This window comes from Halopseudomonas phragmitis, assembly GCF_002056295.1.
In the GTDB taxonomy this organism is placed as follows: domain Bacteria; phylum Pseudomonadota; class Gammaproteobacteria; order Pseudomonadales; family Pseudomonadaceae; genus Halopseudomonas; species Halopseudomonas phragmitis.
In genome coordinates this window covers 1,814,012-1,833,300 of the sequence record NZ_CP020100.1, presented here as the reverse complement: position 1 = coordinate 1,833,300, position 19,289 = coordinate 1,814,012, and the positions used below count along the sequence as shown (strand labels likewise).

Genomic DNA, 19,289 nt, shown 5'->3' with positions numbered 1-19,289 from the left:
GGCGCCTTGCCTATAGTCGTTATAGGGCCAGGAAAGGGAGGGCGTTCGATGATGTCACGCCACGGGTTTGCTGTAGCACTCGGCATCCTGGGATTGAGCCTGGTATCCCAGTCATGGGCCGACACTCCCACGAACGCCAGCCAGATCAGCCTGAGCGTCCTGTCCAGCGCCCCCGATCAGATCAGCGGCAGCGATGTTCTGCTGGGTCTGGAGGGCGACCCCGAACTGTTACAGCGAGCCCTTGGAAACCTTGAGTTTCGCGTCAACCAGCACCCTGTCCAGCCTCTGCGCCTGACCCAACGCGATGGCCGACTGGAAGTGCTGATCGACGGCCTGAACATCGGTCGCAATCAACTGGAGCTGCACCATCAGCGGCTGGGACAACTGCATGAACTGACCTTGACCAGCTATCCGTTGAGCGGCCCTATTTTCTCCGGCCCCCAGCAGTTTCCTTTCGTCTGCACCGTAACCAGCGAGCTGGAGCGCCAGCCTCTGGTCGATAGCGACCAGCCGCCGGGTTTTCCTGTGCACGACGACACCGGGGCACTAGTCGGCTATAGCAACGATTGCATGATTGAGGCCTATGTCGACTGGCTCTATCGCACTACCGAAGGCCGCTATCAACCCCTGCCAGAGGATGGCAGCTACCCAGAGGATGTTGCCACCACGGTTCTGACCGATGGCCGCGAAGTGGACTTCATCGTGCGCCGGGAGATCGGCACCATCAACCGTTTCATCTACAGTTTTGCCACTCTGGCGCACTTCGAGGATGCGCCATCCGGGCTTTCAACCGATCTATGGAACGGCCGTCTGCTGTTTCACTTCGAAGGTGGCGTGGGGGTCGGCCATAGCCAGGGACGGGTAACCCGCCGCTCGCTCGAGCCGGAGGCGCTGGGCCTGGGTTATGCGGTGATTTACTCCAGCGGCACCCGTACCAGCACACACTACAACCTGCAACTGGGCGGCGAAACCGCGCTAATGACCAAGGAGCACTTTATCAAGCGCTTTGGGGTTCCTGACTACACCGTAGCCATTGGCGGCTCCGGTGGCGGCATCCAGCAATACATCTACGCTCAGAACCATCCCGGCCTGATCGATGCCGGCGTACCACAGTACGCCTACCCGGACATGGTCACCCAGATGATTCACGGCCTGGATTGTGAATTGCTGGAACACTTCATGGACGTAACCGACAAGAACAATCGGCGCTGGCGCACCACCACCAACCGCAGCCTGCTGGTCGGGCTCAATGCCGTTGCGCACTTCCTCGATCCTTTCGCTCTCGGCAAGCTATTGCTGGGCTACTCCAGTGCACCCGGCATGAGCGAATGCGTCCCCGGCTGGCGCGGCCTCACCCCTCTGGTCCTTAACCCACACTATGGGCGGGCCCGCAATCAGGAGCTGATGCAGCCAGAAAAACTGATGTCAACGGTACGCTGGACCCACTATCAGGACCTGCGCAACATCTACGGCGTGGATGAACAAGGCGAACCCCGTACCCTGTATGACAATGTTGGTGTGCAATACGGCCTGCGCGCCCTGACCGACGGCAAGATCACACCGGAAGAGTTTCTCCGTCTCAACGCTTTGGTCGGCGGCTGGAAGCGGCCAGCGGATATGGTTCAGGAGGGTTACCCGTTTATCGGCTCACTACCCCATGTACTGGCATCCCCCAGCCGCCGCTTCGATGCCTGGAGCCGGCGCAATATGACCCTGAGCCCGGACCACATCACCCCGGCGCCCCGCACTGTGGGCGATCCCGAAGCCATTCGAGCAGCTTACCGATCCGGCCTGGTATTCGAAGGCCAGCTGGATATCCCGCTGATCGACTGGCGGCATTACCTTGAAGATGTGCTGGACATGCACAACAGCCATCAATCGTTCTCTGCCCGGCAACGGATCATCAACCGAATGGGGCACGCCGATCACCAGTTGATCTGGTTCACCGATACCCGGCCCACCGACATCAGCAATCCACTGCGACCGCGCGCCAACAAGGAAGCCAATCACACCTGGCTGGCCCTGGAAGTGCTGCATGAGTGGCTGATGAACATCCGCGCCAACCCGCACCTGAGTATCGCCGAGAACCGCCCGGCCAATGCGCTCGACAGCTGCTTTGACGCCGACGGCGCTCTGATCGCCGCCGGCGACGACGTCTGGGCCGGCAAGCTCGACGACCAGCCTCCCGGAGCCTGCAGCCAGATATTCCCGACCTACACCACCTCACGCATGGTTGCTGGCGGGCCGATTGAAGGTGGGATTTTCAAATGCGCACTGAAATCGGTGGACACCGCCTTGAACGATGGTACCTATGGTCACTGGCGACCGGACGCCTACCAGGCCGCCAGACTCAAGGAAATCTTCCCTGACGGGGTATGTGATTACACCCAGCCAGACCAGGGAAGGCCGCACGACTAACCCAAAGCGCACAATTTTGGCGCACAGCACTCACCCCACCTATACTCTTGGGTCTGAGGCCACTAACAACAATCTGGCCCACGTCCGCAGGAAGCCGAGACGATACACCCATGGCCCACGAACTCTTTCTGTACGAGAGCATCAGTCAACGCTTGCGCAAACATATCCTCGGCGGCAGCTATCGCGCTGGCGAGCGCTTGCCCTCGATACGCCATCTGAGCCAGCTGTTCGGCGTCAGTATCAACACCATCATGCAGTGCTTTCGTCAGCTTGAGCTGGATGGCTTCATTGAAGTGCGTCCGCGTTCCGGGGTCTATGTCAGCCAGGATCCGCCGCGCCAACCGGACAACGAGCACCCCGCACACTTCCCCTTGCTGCCGGTAGAGGTTTCGCTCAGTGAGGACATCCTTCACTACATGGAACCCCACGCCGAACAGGACCTGATCCGCCTGGGTATCGCACTACCCAGCCCGAGCAGCATGCCTGTTGAAAGGGTACTGCGGACCCTGCGCGAGGTCACCCGGACTCATCCGCTGGAGGCCTGGGACTATATGCATCCACACGGCCATCCGCGGTTTACCCATCAACTGGCTAGGCGCAGTCTGAAGTACGACGTCCCCATCACCGAACAGGACCTGATCGTCACCAATGGTTGCATGGAAGCCATTGAGCTGGCTTTGCGCGCGGTCACCCGACGCGGCGATAGCGTGGCCGTGGAAACCCCAACCTACTACGGCACGCTGGTGGCCCTGGATGTACTGCAACGGCGGGTGGTGGAAATCCCCACCCATTACCGCGACGGCATCTGTCTGTACTCTCTGGAGCAGGCCTTCAAGCGCGGCCAGGTCAGCGCCTGTCTGGTTTCGCCCAATGCCCAGAATCCGCTGGGTTTCAGCATGCCGGCCGAGCGCAAGCGCAAACTGGTAGCCCTGGCCAACCGTTATCAGATTCCGCTGATCGAGAACGATATCTGGGGCGACACCGTTTACGCTGACAAGGCACTGCCGGCCAAGGCCTATGACGAGCACGGGATGGTGATCTACTGCAACTCCTTCTCCAAAACCTTGATGCCCGGGCTGCGGCTCGGCTGGGTTGCTCCTGGGCGCTTTCACCACCGGCTGCGCGAACTCAAACAGATCAGCAGCATTACCACCGCCTCGGCCCCACAGTTGCTGCTCGGGCGCCTGATGGAAAGCGGCTTCTATGCCCAGCACCTGCAACGCTTGCGTCGACAGCTGCAGCAGCAAAGCCGTGATACCGCAGCCTTGATACGGGCCACCTTTCCTGCTGGTACACGGGTAGAAGAGCCCGCCGGCGGCTGCGTGTTATGGGTAAAGCTGCCGGGCCAGTCAGACTCCAGACAGCTGTTCGATCAGGCGCTGGCCGCCGGCATTCATATCTTCCCCGGCAATGTGTTTTCCGCCGGCGCACGGCATTACAACTATCTGCGTATCAACGCTGGGCACCCGGTTACGCCAGCCATCCGCCAGGCCATCGCTACACTCGGCAAACTGGCCAGCCGGCTCTAAATCCCATCTGTTCCAGTCAAATCGCCGAATCTGTACCTGTTTTGTCGGCACATCGCCCCCTAGCATGGGTCAGGCCATAACCACAACAAGATACAGGCCACACGAGGGACGCACCCATGTCACTGACTAGACGCTATCTTTTACCCGGCACTATCAGCCTGCTGACGCTGGCACTGAGTGGCTGCCTGAACAGCTCCAGTTCCAGCTCAAATCGTCAGCAACCAGCCATTCCCGACTTCAACCTGGAAACCCTGTCCAGCGCAGCCGATCAGGTCAGCGGCCAGGATGTGCTGGTAAGCATTCTCGGCGATCCGGATCTGATTGAGCAGGAACTGGAGCGACTGGAGTTCTGGCTCAACGACCAGCAGATCGAGCCTAGCCGGACCATCAGCCGCCTTGGGCGCATGGAGGTTCTGATCGAAGGGCTGGAGCCGGGCGACAACCGGCTTGAATTGCACCATACCCAGCACGGCCCACTGGACAGCCTGAGCCTGACCAGCCACTCGCTCAGCGGCCCGATTTTCTCCGGCCCGCAGCAATACCCCTTTGTCTGTACCGTCACCACTGAACTGGGCCGTCAGCCACTGGTCGATACCGACGACAATGCCGGCTTCCCGGTGTTTGAGGGCGGTACGCTGATCGGCTACAGCAAGGACTGCATGATCGAACCCTATGTCGAGTTTCTCTATCGGGCGACCGACAATAGCTACAAACCACTGCCCGGTGACGGCAGCCGCCCGGCCGATATGGCAACCACCACACTGACCGATGGCCGCGAAGTGGACTTTGTAGTGCGCCGCGAGGTCGGCACGCTCAACCGCTTCATCTACAGCTTCGCGACCCTGGCCAGTCTCGGCGACAACGCCGACAGCGCCTCTACAGAACTGTGGAACGACCGGTTGCTGTTTCACTTCGAAGGCGGGGTCGCCATTGGCCACACCCAGGGCCGCCTGAGCGGTCGCGCGCTGTCTCCCCAGGCGCTAGGCCAGGGTTATGCGGTGATCTATTCCACCGGCACCCGCACCAATACTCACTACAATCTGCAGGTCGGCGGTGAAGCAGCGCTGATGACCAAGGAGCACTTCGTCAAGCGCTTCGGCATGCCAGACTATACCGTCGCCATTGGCGGTTCCGGCGGCGGCATTCAGCAATATGTCTACGCCCAGAATCATCCCGGCCTGATTGACGCCGGTGTGCCCCAGTACGCCTACCCGGACATGGTGACCCAGACCATTCATATCGGTGACTGCGAACTGCTTGAGCATTATATGGACGCCACCGACCGGACCAACCCGCTATGGCAGACCACCGCCAACCGCAGTCTGCTGGTCGGCCTCAACTCGACCGATGACTACCCCGATCCGCTGGCTGGCGCCAAGACCATGCTGGGCTATGCCACCGCTCCCGGCATGACCGAGTGCATCCCGGCCTGGCGTGGCCTGACTCCGCTGGTCATGAACCCGCTGTTCGGTCAGGTCACCAATCAGCAATTGATGGAACCCGCCGGCATCATGAACAGCGTCAAGTGGACCCACTACGACGACTTGCGCAACATCTACGGTGTCGATGATCAGGGCGAGCCGCGCACGCTGTACGACAACGTCGGAGTTCAATACGGCCTTCAGGCCCTGGTCGACGGCGCCATCACCCCGGCAGAGTTCCTGCACCTGAATGCCTTTGTCGGCGGCTGGAAACAGCCAAATGAAATGGTCCAGGAGGGATTTCCGTTCCTCGGCAGCATCAATGACGTAATGGCAGACCCCAGCCTCTTCGACCCCTGGAGCATGCGCAATATGAACCTGAGCCCGGACGGCATAGCGCCCGCGCCCCGGACTGCCGGTGACCTGCAGGCTATCCAGGCGGCCTATAGCTCAGGGATGGTGTTCGACGGACAGCTGGATATTCCAGTGATCGACTGGCGCAACTACCTGGAAGAAGTACTGGACATGCACAACAGCCATCAGTCGTTCTCGGCCCGGCAGCGAATCATCAACCGGATGGGGCATGCCGACAACCAGGTGATCTGGTTTACCGATACCCGTCCCACTAATACCAGCGATCCGAACCGTCCGCGCCCAGGCCAGGAGTTCGACCAGACATGGATGGCTCTGGAGGTGCTGCATGACTGGCTGATGAACATCCGCGCCAACCCGGATCAGAGCATTGGTGAAAACCGTCCGGCTCAGGCGGTGGATAGCTGCTTCGACAGCGACGGCGAACTGATGGCCGCAGGCGATGATGTATGGAACGGCATTCTCGACACTCAGAGCGCCGGCACCTGTACCCAGGCCTTCCCGACCTACACCACTTCGCGAATGGTCGCTGGCGGACCAATCGAAGGCAGCGTCTTCAAATGCAGCCTCAAACCGGTCGCCACGGCCATAACCGATGGAACCTACGGGAGCTGGGCCCCAGATGCCGGCCAAGTCGCACGACTAAACGAAATCTTCCCTGACGGGGTATGCGATTACAGCCAGCCCGACCAGGGGCGACCCAACCCGTAACCCCAGGGTAAGAGCGGCCTTCGGCCGCTCTTACCAAGCCTGTTGCCGTATTCAAAACCACTTATCCCTTCTCTTCAACCACCCATCACCCAACCCGTGCTCCTGGCTAATCAACTCTGTACCTTTGCCGCTGAAAAGGTCTATGGAGCTGATCATGACACCTGGAAGTTCGAAGGGATTTACACTGGTAGAGCTGATGATAGTGATTGCACTACTCGTCATTCTGTCAGTGATAGCCGTTCCCGGCTTCAACACGCTGGTTCGCGATAATCGCATTCAGTCCCAGGCGGAAGAGTTCAACGCACTGCTGCAATACGCCCGCAGCGAGGCAGTCATCCGCAAGGTTCCCGTACAGGTCGCCATCGATGCTGCCGCCGGCAGCATCGAGGTCAGCGCGCGCGGAGAGCCGCTTCGCACCACCACCCTGACCCTGGGCGGTGTCGACTTCCGCGCCAGCGCCAGCCAACTGGGCTATCGCCCCAACGGCACCGCCACCGTCCCCGATTTTCGCTCGACCTTCTGCCGCGATGATGACGCCGGTACAGGGCTGCTACTGACCGTCTCTGGCAGTGGCTCCACCACCCTTCACCACAAAGGCCAGAATGCCACAGGCGGTAGCCTGGGGAGTTGCACACCATGAACCATAGAGATATGCGGGGCTTCAGTCTGCTGGAAGTTCTGATCACCATACTGCTGACCGCCATCGGTATCCTCGGCATGGTAGCGATGCAGGGGCGGGCCATTCAGTACACCCAGGACTCAGTTCAACGCACCCAGGCCGTCATTCTGGCCAGTGAGCTGCTGGAAATCGTGCGCACCAACCCAGGCTCTCTGGAAGCTGACAGTGATGATTCCCCACTGTTCGCCAGCTTGCCAACCAGCGCCAATGGCGACTGCCTGGAAGCGGGCAACCCTACCACTCTGGTTGGCGACCAACTGGCCTGCTGGGCCCGCAAGGTACGCCTGCTGTTACCAGGGGCCGACGAGTTCGGCAATCAGATCTATAGCTGCCTGTCTTCGGCCCCCGGCACCTGCAATGACAATGCAGCGGCCATTGAGATTCAACTGGCCTGGCGGGCGGTAGGCAACGAGTGCCCGCAAGCCGGTGACTCGACCCCCGAGTTCTGCACTTATCGCTTCCGGACCCAGATATGAACAACTACTTCAACCACGCTGAACGCGGACTGTCGATGATCGAACTGCTGATCGCCCTTGCCATCAGCAGCCTGCTGATTCTGGGTATCACCCAGATCTACGTCGACAACAAGGGCAACTACCTGTTCCAGCAGGGTCAATCCGACAATGTCGAGAATGCCCGCTACACCCTGTTGATTCTGGAGGAAGAACTGCAGCGGGTCGGCTATCGCAACCGGCCCGACGACTCCTTCGAAAATACCTTCCGGGCCGCTACTGCCGGAACCTGCACATTCGCAGCCGGGGAGGTGATCAATTTCCATGCCGCCAGCCAACGCCTGTGCATTCGCTATCAACCCAACGTGCCAGGCGTCGCCTCCTGTGACGGAACAGAGCTGGATGCCGCCGATGAGCCCTACACCAACCCGGCAGAGCCGGCCATTGTGCGTCTGCAGGTGGTTGATGGCGCCCTGCTCTGCAACGGCGTGGCCATTGTCGACAACCTGGTCGACTTCAAGCTCGAGTTTGGTGTCAGTGGCGGAGAAAGCCGTGAGGCCGCCAGGTACACCCTGGCGCCTGCCGCCGGTGAAACCATTCGTTCGGTGCGCTACTCCGCCCTGCTGAAAAGCCGTGCGCAGAACCTGGCCGATAGCAACGCCAGCCCGGCCTACCAGCGCTGGCAAGCCACCTGGTACGACAACGGCCGGGCCACCGCCCCGGATCGGGCGCTTTATCTGATCGCAGAAAGTACGGTCAACCTCAGGAATCTGACACGATGAAAACACCACACCATTACCAGCAGCGCGGCGCTGCCCTGGTCATCGCCCTGGTCTTTCTGCTGATCCTTACGACCCTGGCTATCACCAATATGCGCGAAGTCACCCTTGAAGCGCGGATCACTGGCAACCTGGTTGATCAGAAACAACTGTTCAATGCTGCCGAGGCCGGTCTGCGCGACGGCGAGTACCGGACCATCGGCACCCGCCGGCAAATCCCTGGCTCCTATGATCTGGCTACCGCACTGCGACCGCTCAATGCCGTGAATCAGTGCCCAAACAACCTGCAGCCCGAAGCTCCCTGTCTGATCAACAGAGCCCCAGACTACCAACAGTTCTTTGACTCCATCAAAACCCAGGTTTATTCGCCGGACGACGTAACCAGCTTCGCAGAAACAATCAACTGGTATGCCATTCCCGCCCCTGGCGGAGCCGACACCGGGGAAAACGAGAACCCCGAATACGGCAACATGCTGATGGGCATTGGCCTGTTCCGCTATGAAATCAACAGCCGGGCCGCCAGCGACAACAGCGAGCTTCACATGCGCTCAACCACCGCCCGCGTATACAACTGACAAAAGGCTGATCGACCCATGAAAACTCTTGGCGCCGCACGCAAAACGGCTCTCAGCACTCTGGCCTTTTCCTTGTACCTGCATGCTGCTTCAAGCTATGCCGCCGCACTGGATGTCAGCCAGCAGCCACTGATGTTGGTGGACTCGGTTGCACCGAACCTGATTTTTACCCTGGATGATTCACGCAGTATGTGGCGGGCATCGGTGCCTGACGACAACGGTCCACGCAATACTGTCAGAGCAAAATCATCAGCCTTTAACCCGCTGTACTACAACCCCAACGTCACCTATGAAATTCCGCGTGGGGTCAATAGCTCGGGCACCCCGGTCACCTACAGCACCAGCTTCACCAGTGCTTACCACAACGGCTTCGATACCAGCAAAGGCTCGGTAGACCTGAGCAAAGACTACCGGGTCGATTGGTACTGCAACCATAACAACATGTCTGGCTGCACCAGTTACACGGGGACCACCATTGGTAATATGCTGGCGGAAAACCCGAGTAATGACTATGACATATCGGTCTCACTCACAAACGGCTCCAGTACTACGATAACCACCCCAGGCGGTGCGCGGTACACTATAAGACGAACCGCAAGCGGCAGTTGTGAGGTCACTGGTGCGGGCTACACAAGTAGCTCTCAACGCTGCACGCAAACCAGTGGCTCCGGTGCTCGCACCGCAAGGGCCAACCTGACACGCCAACCAGTACAAGCCTATTATTACCTTTTCGATTCAACGCTGCCCGGATGCAGTGCAACCTCGATTGCCAACGATGATTGCTACCGTATCGTTCAGGTCAGTGATACCTCTGGCCCGAATGGCACAGACGAACGCCAGAACTTTGCCATCTGGTACTCTTTCTATCGGGATCGCGGATTGGCCACCATTTCAGCCAGCCACCAGGCTTTCTACGATATGTCGGCCGCCGTGCGCATCACCTGGCAGGGCCTGACTGACTGCACCACCCTGAACTCGAACAACAACACGGCCAAATGCCAGGACAACCGTTTCCGGGCGTTCGGCAATCAGCACAAGGGCAATTTTTACAGCTGGCTACGCGGCTTCCAGTTTGTTGGCGGGACGCCTCTACGCGGTTCACTGACTCGGGCCGGAGAGTTTCTGCGTACCGACTCCGACGCCTGGGCTTACAATCCCAACCCCATTACCGGATCGACTCAGGTCGAACCGCGCTACACCTGCCGCCCCAGCTTTCATATTCTGATGACCGACGGCATGTGGAACCAGGACAGCGGCTTTACTCATCCAAACAGAGCCGATGACAACAGTTTTACCCTGCCTGATGGAACTGAATATTCCGGCAGCTTGGCACCTTTTGCTGACAGCACCGAAAGTACGCTGGCCGACGTTGCCATGCATTATTGGGCTACCGACCTGAACCCTAATCTGGATAATGAGCTCAAACCCTACATCCGCCACAGTAATGCCAACGCCAGCACCCAATACTGGGACCCTCGCAATAATCCGGCAACCTGGCAGCATATGAGCAACTTCATGGTTGGTCTTGGCCTGAGTAGCGCTCTAAATAACGCCAATATTCCCTGGACCGGCGACACTTTTAAGGGTGCTGGTTATCAAGCCTTGGCTGGCGGCACGGTCAACTGGCCTGCGGCTTCTTCCGACAACAGCAACAACGTATATGACCTATGGCATGCGGCAATCAACTCGCGCGGCGAGTTTTTCAGCGCCGATAGCCCCGAGGATCTGGTCAAGGCCTTCGAAAGTGTTCTCAACCGTATCGCCGAGCGCACCGCCACAGCCGCCAAACCCGGGGTCTCCACTTCTATTGGCGATCAGGATATCGACAGCTTCACCGTAACCAACCGGCTGTTCTACTCATCTTATGACAGTGCCGACTGGAGTGGCGATCTGGTGCGTTACAACAGCAAGCGCTTCTCCAACGGAGCAGTCACCCAGGAACAGGCATGGTCAGCCCGCGAGCAACTACCGGCGGCTGGCAGCCGCACGATCATGATGGCTGGCGGCGGTGGCGCCAGCGGCCTTCAAGCATTCAGTTACAACAACCTTAGCAGTGACTTGAGGACTATCTTCAACACTAACCCTGACAGCCTGAGCGGCGCCCTCGATGATCGCGGTGGCGAGCGAGCCAGTTATATCCGCGGCGACCGCAGTAAGGAAGGTGATTCCGATGGCAGTTTCCGCCGCCGCTCCAGCCCCCTGGGCGATATCATCAACTCCAGTCCAGTGGTGGTCGGTACCCCGAGTTACCTGCCTTACCTGGCTGACAGAATTGATGGCCGCCCAGGTGATTACCTGACTTTCCAGCAAGCTAACCGGGCTCCATCGGAAGACGCTGAGGAAAGCACCGGTGGGCGCAAGGAGCTGGTCTATGTCGGCGCCAACGACGGCATGCTTCATGCCTTTAACGCCAAGACCGGGGCTGAGGAGTTCGCCTTTATCCCCAGTGCAGTGCTGCCCAACCTGCCAAGATTGACGGCTCAAAGCTACCAGGGCGGTGCCCACCGCTATTTTGTCGATGGCACTCCGGTAGTTCGCGATGTGTACATCAACAGTCAGTGGCGTACCGTGCTGGTCGGCACCCTGCGCGCTGGCGGCAAGGGCCTGTTCGCCCTGGATATTACCGATCCGGGTAACGTCCAGCTCCTCTGGGAGATCAGCAATCAGACCCAAGGCTACGGAAATCTGGGTTATACCTTTGCCGAGCCTGAGATCGTCCGCTTGCACAGTGGTCAATGGGGGATTCTGCTGGGCAACGGCTATGACAGCGAGAATGATGCGGCCTCGCTGTTCGTCATTGATATTCAGAACGGTAATCTGCTCAAAGAGTTGGTCGTCGATGACGGCAGCAGTGGTGCCAATGGCCTTTCCAGCGTACGCGGTGCCGACAATAACGGCGACGGTGTGGTGGACTACGCCTATGCCGGCGACCTGCGGGGCAACCTCTGGCGCTTCGACCTGATCAACACCACTACGACCAATCAGGAGGTTCCCGATCCCTTTGCCCGTTCAGTCCAGGGTAACGTTCAGGCATCCAGTTTTGCCATATCCTATGGTGGCCAGCCGCTGTATACCGCTCGCGCGGTATCGGATGACGCCGGCAACCAGATCCAGCCAATTACCGCCATTCCGTCACTGGTGCGCCACCCAACCCGTCGGGGCTACATCGTGATCTTTGGCACCGGCAAGTACTTCGAGACCCAGGATGCAGCCCCTGACACCAGCAGAGCGATGACCGTATACGGCATCTGGGATCGCAAGACCCGTGCACAGTCCACCAGCACCTCGGACCGGCCCAGCATCAGCCGTAGCAATCTGCATGAGCAAAGCATCAGTGCCGAGCAGGTGCATGGCTTCGACGGCACAACACATAGTGTGCGGGTGGTCAGCCAGACCCCACCACAGTGGTACCAGGACAACACCACTCCGGCCCAGGAAGAGTATGACAACCGGGTGCAGGACTGGGGCTGGTTTATCGACCTGCGAGTACAGGGCCAGGCCCTGGAAGGCGAGATGATGGTCAACCGCATGGAGGTACGTGGTGACACCGTGCTGTTCAGCTCACTGATTCCCAACGAGGACCCCTGTGCCGACGGCACCTCCGGTTGGATCTATGCGCTCAACGCCCAAACCGGAGCACGCACTTTCCACCCGGCACTGGACTTCAATGCCGATGGCCGCTTTGATGCCAACGATACCATTGATGGCCTGGTCGCCTCGGGTTACAAGCAGAACTCCCCTGGCGGCATTGCGCTCTCGGGTGATGGTTCCATCTTTGGCGCCGACCCGACGCCGGTTGGCTTCAGCCCCTCTCCCGAACTTGAAGGCCGCCAGAGCTGGCAGGTCATCCCCCTGGAGGACAATTGATGTCTTTGGTCGCTATCAAATCCAACCGTGGTTTCAGCTTGCTGGAGGTCATGATCGTAGTGGTCATCGTCGGAATTCTGGCCAGTATCGCCTACCCGTCCTACCGCGAGCATGTACTGCGCGGCAACCGGGTTGAAGGCCAGGCGCTGCTGATGGAGGCTGCGGCACGGCAGGAACGCTTTTATGCCCAGAACAACAGCTACGTCACCAGCGATACCAACCGCAGCCAACTGAACGTGGGTGAAAGCAAGTACGCCAAGTACTACACCCTCAGCGTCGGCCAGGCTGCCAATGACGGAGGCTATACGCTGACCGCCACCCAGCAGTTCGGTGACAGCGCCTGTGGCAACCTGACCCTGAACGCCAGAGGTGAGAAGGGGCGCACAGGTTCGGGCAAAACCCAGGAAGAATGCTGGCGCTGATCCATCACTGATCTATCATCAAGCCGGGCACAGGATCGTAGCCCGGCTTTTTTATTTTCAGTATTCATTTCACGGAAGAAGATGCCATGCCCACCCAAGGTTTCACCTTGCTTGAGCTGTTGGCTGCCATTGCCCTGACCGCCATACTGCTGGCCATCGCCATTCCCGGCGTTGGCGCAGCGATTGATCGCCAGCGGCTCGACAGCAGCATCAGTTACCTGACCGGCAGTCTGAATGCTGCTCGTCAGGAAGCGATTCTACGCAACCGCCCGGTTACTCTGGCCCCGATCGATGGCGACTGGAGCCAGGGTTGGCAGATGTTTCTCGATAGCAACAATAATGGCCGCTACGATTCGGGCGAACAGCTCCTCAGAGAGCTGAAACCCAGCCGAGTCAGAGGCATACACGCCAATGGGGTACTGGCCCAGTATGTGCGGTTCAACGCGCTGGGCGAGACAGAAATGCTGAACGGTGGTTTTCTGGCTGGAACATTCCGCCTCTGCCCAGCCCGTAGCGAGCTGGAGGGCCGGCGTGTAATTCTCAACCGGGTTGGCCGCCATCGGGTGGAACGCGGCCAGATCGAGGCGCAGTATTGCCCGTAGGAGCAGGCCTGCGGTCGCTACTGCTGGGGTATGAACTACACAACTGTTCCAGCCGGACTCAGCATGGATCGCCACGACGCTGCGCGCCTCGCGATGACGGAAAGGAGAGCCGGGTTACAGGCACCGGGTATCCGCATCATGTCTTGTCATTGCGAGGGCCGAAGGCCCGCGGCAATCCATTAAGCGATACGATGACGAACGCAGATCAGGTACGGTACTCAGCATTGATCCGCACATACTCATGGGACAGATCGGTAGTCCACAGCGTTTCACTGTGTTGGCCGCGCCCAAGTTCGATGCGGATGGTGATTTCCTCCTGGGCCATCACCCGGGCACCCTGCTCCTCGGTATAGTCCGCCGCCCGGCCACCCTGACGGGTAATGCAGACTTCATCCAGATAGACATCGATCTTTTCGACATTCAATTCCGGCACACCGGCATAGCCGACCGCAGCAAGAATGCGTCCCCAGTTCGGATCAGAGGCGAACAGTGCCGTCTTGATCAGTGGTGAATGGGCCACCGCGTAGGCCACATCAAGACACTCGTCCTGATTGCCACCGCCATTGACCTGAATGGTGACGAACTTGGTCGCCCCCTCGCCATCACGCACGATCGCCTGGGCCAGCTCCAGCATCACGCCCTTGACCGCATCACTCAGAGCCCGGTAATCGGCACTGGCGTAGTCGATGATCTCGACCATATCGGCCTGACCGGTGGCAATCAGCATGCAGGAATCGTTGGTGCTGGTGTCACCGTCGATGGTGATGCGGTTGAAGGACAGGTCGGCCGCCTCCTTGACCAGACGCTGCAGCAACGGCGGAGCAATCTTGGCGTCGGTGGCAATATAACCGAGCATGGTCGCCATGTTCGGACGAATCATGCCGGCCCCCTTGGAGATACCGGTAATGGTCACGGTCTGCCCACCAAGGCTGATCTGCCGGCTACAGCCCTTGGGCAGGGTGTCGGTGGTCATGATGCCCTCGGCGGCCTCGACCCAGTTGCCTTCAGCCAGGTTTGCCAAGGCCTGCGGCAATACCGCGATGATTTTGTCGGCCGGCAGCAGCTCACCAATTACACCGGTACTGAACGGCAACACCTGCTCTGGACCAACTTGGACCAGCTCGGCCAACGCTTCACAGGTTCGCACCGCTGCCTGCATGCCCGGCTTGCCGGTTCCGGCATTGGCATTGCCGGTATTGACCAGCAGATAGCGTGGGTGATGGGCCAGATGCTGCTTGCACAGGGTAACCGGTGCCGCGCAGAAGGCGTTGGTGGTGAATACCCCGGCAATCACCGAGCCCGGAGCCGCTTCCATGACCACCACATCCTTGCGCCCTGCCCGCTTGATTCCGGCCGACGCAATACCCAGACGAAAACCGGGAACAGGATGCAACACAGGCAAAGGACCGAGACCAACAGGCATGGGAAGGACTCCAAAGGAATGAATAACAACTGATTCTAGCTGGTAGGAGCGTCCTGCAGACGTGAACGACTGCTGGCGCTGGCTGCAAAGCCCATTCGCGGCCACAGGCCGCTCCTACCGATTAAAACCTCTGAAAAACGCAGTATTGCCAACGCAGGTAGTTTTTCAGTGGTTCCTTAGCCGATCTGACCGTGACAGTGCTTGTACTTCTTGCCCGAACCACAGGGGCAAGGATCATTGCGTCCTACTTTCGGGCCGTCACGGGTTATCGGTGCCGCGCTGGCGGGTTGTGCTGCACCGCCTTCGGCCTCAGGGGCGGCATCCAACGCGCTGCTCTGGTCATGCTTGAACTGCATGCGCCGGGCCATTTCCTCAGCCTGACGACGCATCCGCGCCTCCTCTTCGGCCGGGTCTTCACGGCGAACCTGAACATGGCTGAGAATGCGAATGGTGTCATGCTTGAGCGAGTCCAGCAGTTGCTCGAACAGGTTGAACGCCTCGCGCTTGTATTCCTGCTTGGGGTTCTTCTGGGCATAACCGCGCAAGTGGATACCCTGACGCAGATGATCCATGGTCGCCAGATGCTCCTTCCAGCGATCATCCAATACCCGCAGCAACATCTGTTTCTCGAAGGTGCGCAGTGCCTCGGCGCCGGCCATCTCTTCTTTCTCGGCGTAGGCCTTAACCAGTTCATCGAGGATGCGCTGGCGCAGCCCTTCCTCGTGCAGATGATCGTCCTCGTCGAGCCATTGCTGGATCGGCAGTTTGAGCGCCAGCTCGCTGGCCAGATGCTGCTCAAGCCCAGGGATGTCCCACTGCTCAGGCAGGCTCTGGGGCGGAATGAACTGGCTGATTGCGTCAGCCACCACATCTGCACGGATGGCCTTGATGGTTTCTTCAACCGAGTCGGCGGCCAAAATGTCATTGCGCTGGCGGTACACCACCTTGCGCTGTTCGTTGGCGACGTCGTCGTATTCCAACAACTGCTTACGGATGTCGAAGTTGCGCCCTTCAACCTTGCGCTGGGCCTTCTCGATGGCGTTGGTCACCATGCGGTGCTCAATTGCCTCGCCCTTCTCCATACCCAGGGCCTTCATGAAATTCTTCACCCGGTCGGAGGCGAAGATCCGCATCAGATTATCTTCCAGCGAAAGGTAGAAACGGCTGGAACCCGGATCACCCTGACGACCGGCGCGACCACGCAACTGGTTGTCGATACGACGCGATTCGTGCCGCTCGCAGGCGATGATATGCAGACCACCGGCATTCAGTACCTGCTGGTGGCGCTGCTGCCACTCATCCTTGATCTGCGCAATCTGATCTTCAGTCGGGTTTTCCAGGCTGGCAACCTCGGCTTCCCAGCTACCGCCAAGAATAATATCGGTACCACGACCAGCCATGTTGGTGGCGATGGTCACGGCCCCAGGGCGACCAGCCTGGGCAACGATTTCCGCTTCTTTCTCGTGGTACTTGGCATTCAGTACCTGATGCGGAACACCCTTCTGCTGCAGCAGTTGCGAAACCACCTCAGAAGACTCGATCGAAGCCGTACCTACCAGTACCGGGCGCTGCTTTTCCATGCAGTCCTTGATGTCGGCAGCGATTGCTGCAAACTTTTCCTCGATGGTCAGATAGACCAAGTCGTTATAGTCCTTGCGGATCATCGGCTTGTTGGTAGGAATAACCACCACGTCAAGGCCATAGATCTGGCGAAACTCGAAGGCCTCGGTATCAGCAGTACCAGTCATGCCGGACAGCTTGTCATACAGACGGAAGTAGTTCTGGAAGGTGGTCGAAGCCAGCGTCTGGCTTTCGGCCTGAATCTGTAACCCTTCCTTAGCCTCGATGGCCTGATGCAGGCCCTCGGACAGACGACGGCCCGGCATGGTCCGCCCAGTATGCTCATCCACCAGAATGACCTGGTTGTTCTGGACGATGTACTCGACATTACGGTGGAACAGGGTATGCGCCCGCAACGCCGAATTCACATGATGCAACAGACCGAGGTTTTGAGCCGCGTACAGGCTGTCACCCTCAGGTAGCAGACCCTGCTGGACCAGCAGATCCTCGACGTACTGGAAACCTTCTTCGTTGAGTTCGACCTGACGGGTCTTCTCATCGATAACGTAATGACCCTCAACTTCAGCTTCGGCCTCTTCAGCCGGGATCGCCCGCTTGAGGCTGGGAATCAGCTTGTTGATGGTCATGTACATCTGCGAACTGTCTTCAGCCGGCCCGGAGATGATCAGCGGCGTGCGTGCCTCGTCGATCAGAATCGAGTCGACTTCGTCGACGATGGCGAAGTTCTGGCCGCGCTGGAACTTGTCTTCGAGCCGGAACGCCATGTTGTCGCGCAGATAGTCGAAGCCGAACTCGTTGTTGGTCCCGTAGGTGATATCGCACTGGTAGGCCTTGCGCTTTTCCTCGGGGTCCTGGAACGGCACCACCACGCCTACGCTCAGCCCCAGGAACTCATGCAGCGGACGGACGTTATTGGCATCACGGCGCGCCAGATAATCATTGACTGTGACCACATGCACGCCCTTGCCGGACAGTGCATTCAGGTAGGATGGCAAGGTCGCCACCAGAGTCTTGCCCTCACCGGTCTTCATCTCGGCGATCTTGCCTTCATGCAGCACCAGACCACCGATCAACTGGACGTCGAAATGGCGCATGCCCAGTACCCGCTTGCTCGCCTCACGCACTACGGCAAACGCATCAGGGAGGATATCGTCAAGAGTTTCGCCTTTGGCCAGCCGGTCCTTGAGCACCTGGGTCTGGGCCTTCAACTGTTCATCGCTCAGGGCGTTCAGTTTTTCTTCGAGGGCATTGACCGATGCGACCATCTTGCCCATGCGCTTCAACTCACGCTCGTTTTTGCTTCCAAACAGTTTCTTCAATAAAGGCGCAAACATAGTCGACCTGATTTCCGTTTGATGGAGGCCAGGGCCGGCTGAGATTATCCGGCCATGACGACATAAAAGGGGTCATTCTACTCTGAATATCGCGCCACAATAAACCGCCGGACAGGTATCGACGCGATATGGGAAGGCGGGGCCCCGAATCACTTCAGGGCAATATAGCGAGCCGGATTAACCGCCATGCCGTTGCGGTAGATTTCCAGATGCAGATGCGGCCCTGTGGAGCGGCCAGTGGAGCCCACTGTGGCGATCTGCTGGCCCTTCTGAACCAGATCACCTTTCTTCACACCCAGCGTATGAGCATGGGCGTAGCGAGTCTTGTAACCACCACCATGGGTGATTTCGACCATATTGCCGTAGGCGCCATTGCGCCCGGAGAAGGTCACCACCCCGGCACCCACCGCATAGATCGGGGTGCCACGCGGAGCGGCAAAGTCCAGCCCGGTGTGCAGGGCCATGCGCCCGGTAATCGGATCGACCCGACGGCCAAAGCCGGAGGAAATGTGACCTACCTGCACTGGTTTGAAGTCCAACAGGGCATTGGCATCGGTCTGGCGGTTTAGCATCAGCTCTTCAAGCAGCTTGAGCTGCTGGGTGCGATTGTCGATCCGCTCAGCCAGTTGGTCGATCACGGTCTGGACATCCGGTGTTTCGTAGCGCAGCGATTCCTTGCGAAGCTCCGGTCCACCCATGCCAGGGTCGCTGTTGAAGTCGAATTCGCCATCCGACAGCTCGGCCATTTCGGTCAACCGCTCACCCAGGGCATCAAGCCGGGTCAGCCGGGTTTGCAACCGGGCCAGCTGCTGAGTCATCCGCTCGAGCTGGGACTGGGATTCATCACTGGCCGAATGGCTGGCCATTTCGTCCAGAGTACGCTGCCAGACCCTGTCATAGTCCTGGGCACTGACTACCACTTCAGTGGTCGGCGCCATGACTTTCCAGGTCAATAGCGCGGCGATGATCGGCAGGGCCAGCACGGTCAGTACCGTCCCAATCACCCAGGGCGGACTCAAGGTCAACGCCCGGGCCGCTCCGTGGCGGCCGGTCAAGATAATGATATTCACAGAATAATCCCCAAACACCTAAATACGCGGTTCTGCTAGGATGACCGCTGTGTA

At 59.1% G+C, this 19,289-nt stretch carries 13 protein-coding genes; 10 read left to right on the top strand and 3 right to left on the bottom strand.

All coding sequences use genetic code 11. From position 1 onward, the window contains the following. The first annotated feature begins 48 nt into the window (after positions 1-48). The 10 genes from BVH74_RS08415 (at position 49) to BVH74_RS08370 (ending at position 13,827) form a co-directional block, all read left to right on the top strand. Positions 49-2,418, top strand: coding sequence for a DUF6351 family protein (locus BVH74_RS08415; protein ID WP_080049622.1), 2,370 nt, complete (start codon positions 49-51; stop codon positions 2,416-2,418). A gap of 110 nt (positions 2,419-2,528) precedes the next feature. Then, positions 2,529-3,947: an aminotransferase-like domain-containing protein gene (locus tag BVH74_RS08410; protein WP_080049621.1), complete on the top strand. Its 1,419-nt coding sequence runs from the start codon at positions 2,529-2,531 to the stop codon at positions 3,945-3,947. A gap of 116 nt (positions 3,948-4,063) precedes the next feature. Then, positions 4,064-6,451: a DUF6351 family protein gene (locus BVH74_RS08405; protein WP_080049620.1), complete on the top strand. Its 2,388-nt coding sequence runs from the start codon at positions 4,064-4,066 to the stop codon at positions 6,449-6,451. Positions 6,452-6,605: 154 nt separating this feature from the next. Further along, positions 6,606-7,091: a GspH/FimT family pseudopilin gene (locus tag BVH74_RS08400; RefSeq protein ID WP_177344522.1), complete on the top strand. Its 486-nt coding sequence runs from the start codon at positions 6,606-6,608 to the stop codon at positions 7,089-7,091. Next, a complete protein-coding gene (pilV, locus tag BVH74_RS08395; protein ID WP_080049618.1) occupies positions 7,088-7,606 on the top strand; it encodes a type IV pilus modification protein PilV in 519 nt (172 codons plus the stop codon). Before BVH74_RS08400 ends, pilV begins: the two co-directional genes overlap by 4 nt. Then, positions 7,603-8,364 carry a PilW family protein gene (locus BVH74_RS08390; protein WP_080049617.1) on the top strand — a complete coding sequence of 254 codons (762 nt, stop codon included), beginning with the start codon at positions 7,603-7,605 and terminating at the stop codon, positions 8,362-8,364. The genes pilV and BVH74_RS08390 overlap by 4 nt, the downstream gene beginning before the upstream one ends. Beyond that, on the top strand, positions 8,361-8,936 hold the full coding sequence (locus tag BVH74_RS08385; RefSeq protein WP_080049616.1) for a pilus assembly PilX family protein: 576 nt from the start codon (positions 8,361-8,363) through the stop codon (positions 8,934-8,936). The genes BVH74_RS08390 and BVH74_RS08385 overlap by 4 nt, the downstream gene beginning before the upstream one ends. A gap of 18 nt (positions 8,937-8,954) precedes the next feature. Then, a complete protein-coding gene (locus BVH74_RS08380) occupies positions 8,955-12,803 on the top strand; it encodes a pilus assembly protein (protein ID WP_155121701.1) in 3,849 nt (1,282 codons plus the stop codon). Next, positions 12,803-13,225: a type IV pilin protein gene (locus BVH74_RS08375; RefSeq protein WP_080049615.1), complete on the top strand. Its 423-nt coding sequence runs from the start codon at positions 12,803-12,805 to the stop codon at positions 13,223-13,225. Before BVH74_RS08380 ends, BVH74_RS08375 begins: the two co-directional genes overlap by 1 nt. Positions 13,226-13,311: 86 nt before the next feature. Continuing rightward, positions 13,312-13,827, top strand: coding sequence for a GspH/FimT family protein (locus BVH74_RS08370; protein WP_080049614.1), 516 nt, complete (start codon positions 13,312-13,314; stop codon positions 13,825-13,827). Between the two features lie 205 nt (positions 13,828-14,032). Here the strand turns inward: BVH74_RS08370 and argJ are convergent, their stop codons facing one another. The 3 genes from argJ to BVH74_RS08355 form a co-directional block, all read right to left on the bottom strand. Further along, positions 14,033-15,250, bottom strand: a complete 1,218-nt coding sequence (argJ, locus tag BVH74_RS08365; RefSeq protein ID WP_080049613.1) for a bifunctional glutamate N-acetyltransferase/amino-acid acetyltransferase ArgJ — start codon at positions 15,248-15,250, stop codon at positions 14,033-14,035. Between the two features lie 176 nt (positions 15,251-15,426). Further along, a complete protein-coding gene (gene secA, locus BVH74_RS08360) occupies positions 15,427-18,165 on the bottom strand; it encodes a preprotein translocase subunit SecA (protein WP_080049612.1) in 2,739 nt (912 codons plus the stop codon). A 149-nt stretch (positions 18,166-18,314) separates the two neighbouring features. Continuing rightward, positions 18,315-19,235, bottom strand: coding sequence for a M23 family metallopeptidase (locus tag BVH74_RS08355; protein WP_080049611.1), 921 nt, complete (start codon positions 19,233-19,235; stop codon positions 18,315-18,317). Positions 19,236-19,289: the final 54 nt, after the last annotated feature.

Bases quoted from the DNA above. Each gene is read 5' to 3' on its own strand.
- secA (WP_080049612.1), bottom strand. From the start codon at position 18,165: ATGTTTGCGCCTTTATTGAAGAAACTGTTTGGAAGCAAAAACGAGCGT.
- BVH74_RS08405 (WP_080049620.1), top strand. From the start codon at position 4,064: ATGTCACTGACTAGACGCTATCTTTTACCCGGCACTATCAGCCTGCTG.
- BVH74_RS08385 (WP_080049616.1), top strand. From the start codon at position 8,361: ATGAAAACACCACACCATTACCAGCAGCGCGGCGCTGCCCTGGTCATC.
- BVH74_RS08380 (WP_155121701.1), top strand. From the start codon at position 8,955: ATGAAAACTCTTGGCGCCGCACGCAAAACGGCTCTCAGCACTCTGGCC.
- argJ (WP_080049613.1), bottom strand. From the start codon at position 15,250: ATGCCTGTTGGTCTCGGTCCTTTGCCTGTGTTGCATCCTGTTCCCGGT.
- BVH74_RS08400 (WP_177344522.1), top strand. From the start codon at position 6,606: ATGACACCTGGAAGTTCGAAGGGATTTACACTGGTAGAGCTGATGATA.
- BVH74_RS08415 (WP_080049622.1), top strand. From the start codon at position 49: ATGATGTCACGCCACGGGTTTGCTGTAGCACTCGGCATCCTGGGATTG.
- BVH74_RS08390 (WP_080049617.1), top strand. From the start codon at position 7,603: ATGAACAACTACTTCAACCACGCTGAACGCGGACTGTCGATGATCGAA.
- BVH74_RS08410 (WP_080049621.1), top strand. From the start codon at position 2,529: ATGGCCCACGAACTCTTTCTGTACGAGAGCATCAGTCAACGCTTGCGC.
- pilV (WP_080049618.1), top strand. From the start codon at position 7,088: ATGAACCATAGAGATATGCGGGGCTTCAGTCTGCTGGAAGTTCTGATC.
- BVH74_RS08370 (WP_080049614.1), top strand. From the start codon at position 13,312: ATGCCCACCCAAGGTTTCACCTTGCTTGAGCTGTTGGCTGCCATTGCC.
- BVH74_RS08375 (WP_080049615.1), top strand. From the start codon at position 12,803: ATGTCTTTGGTCGCTATCAAATCCAACCGTGGTTTCAGCTTGCTGGAG.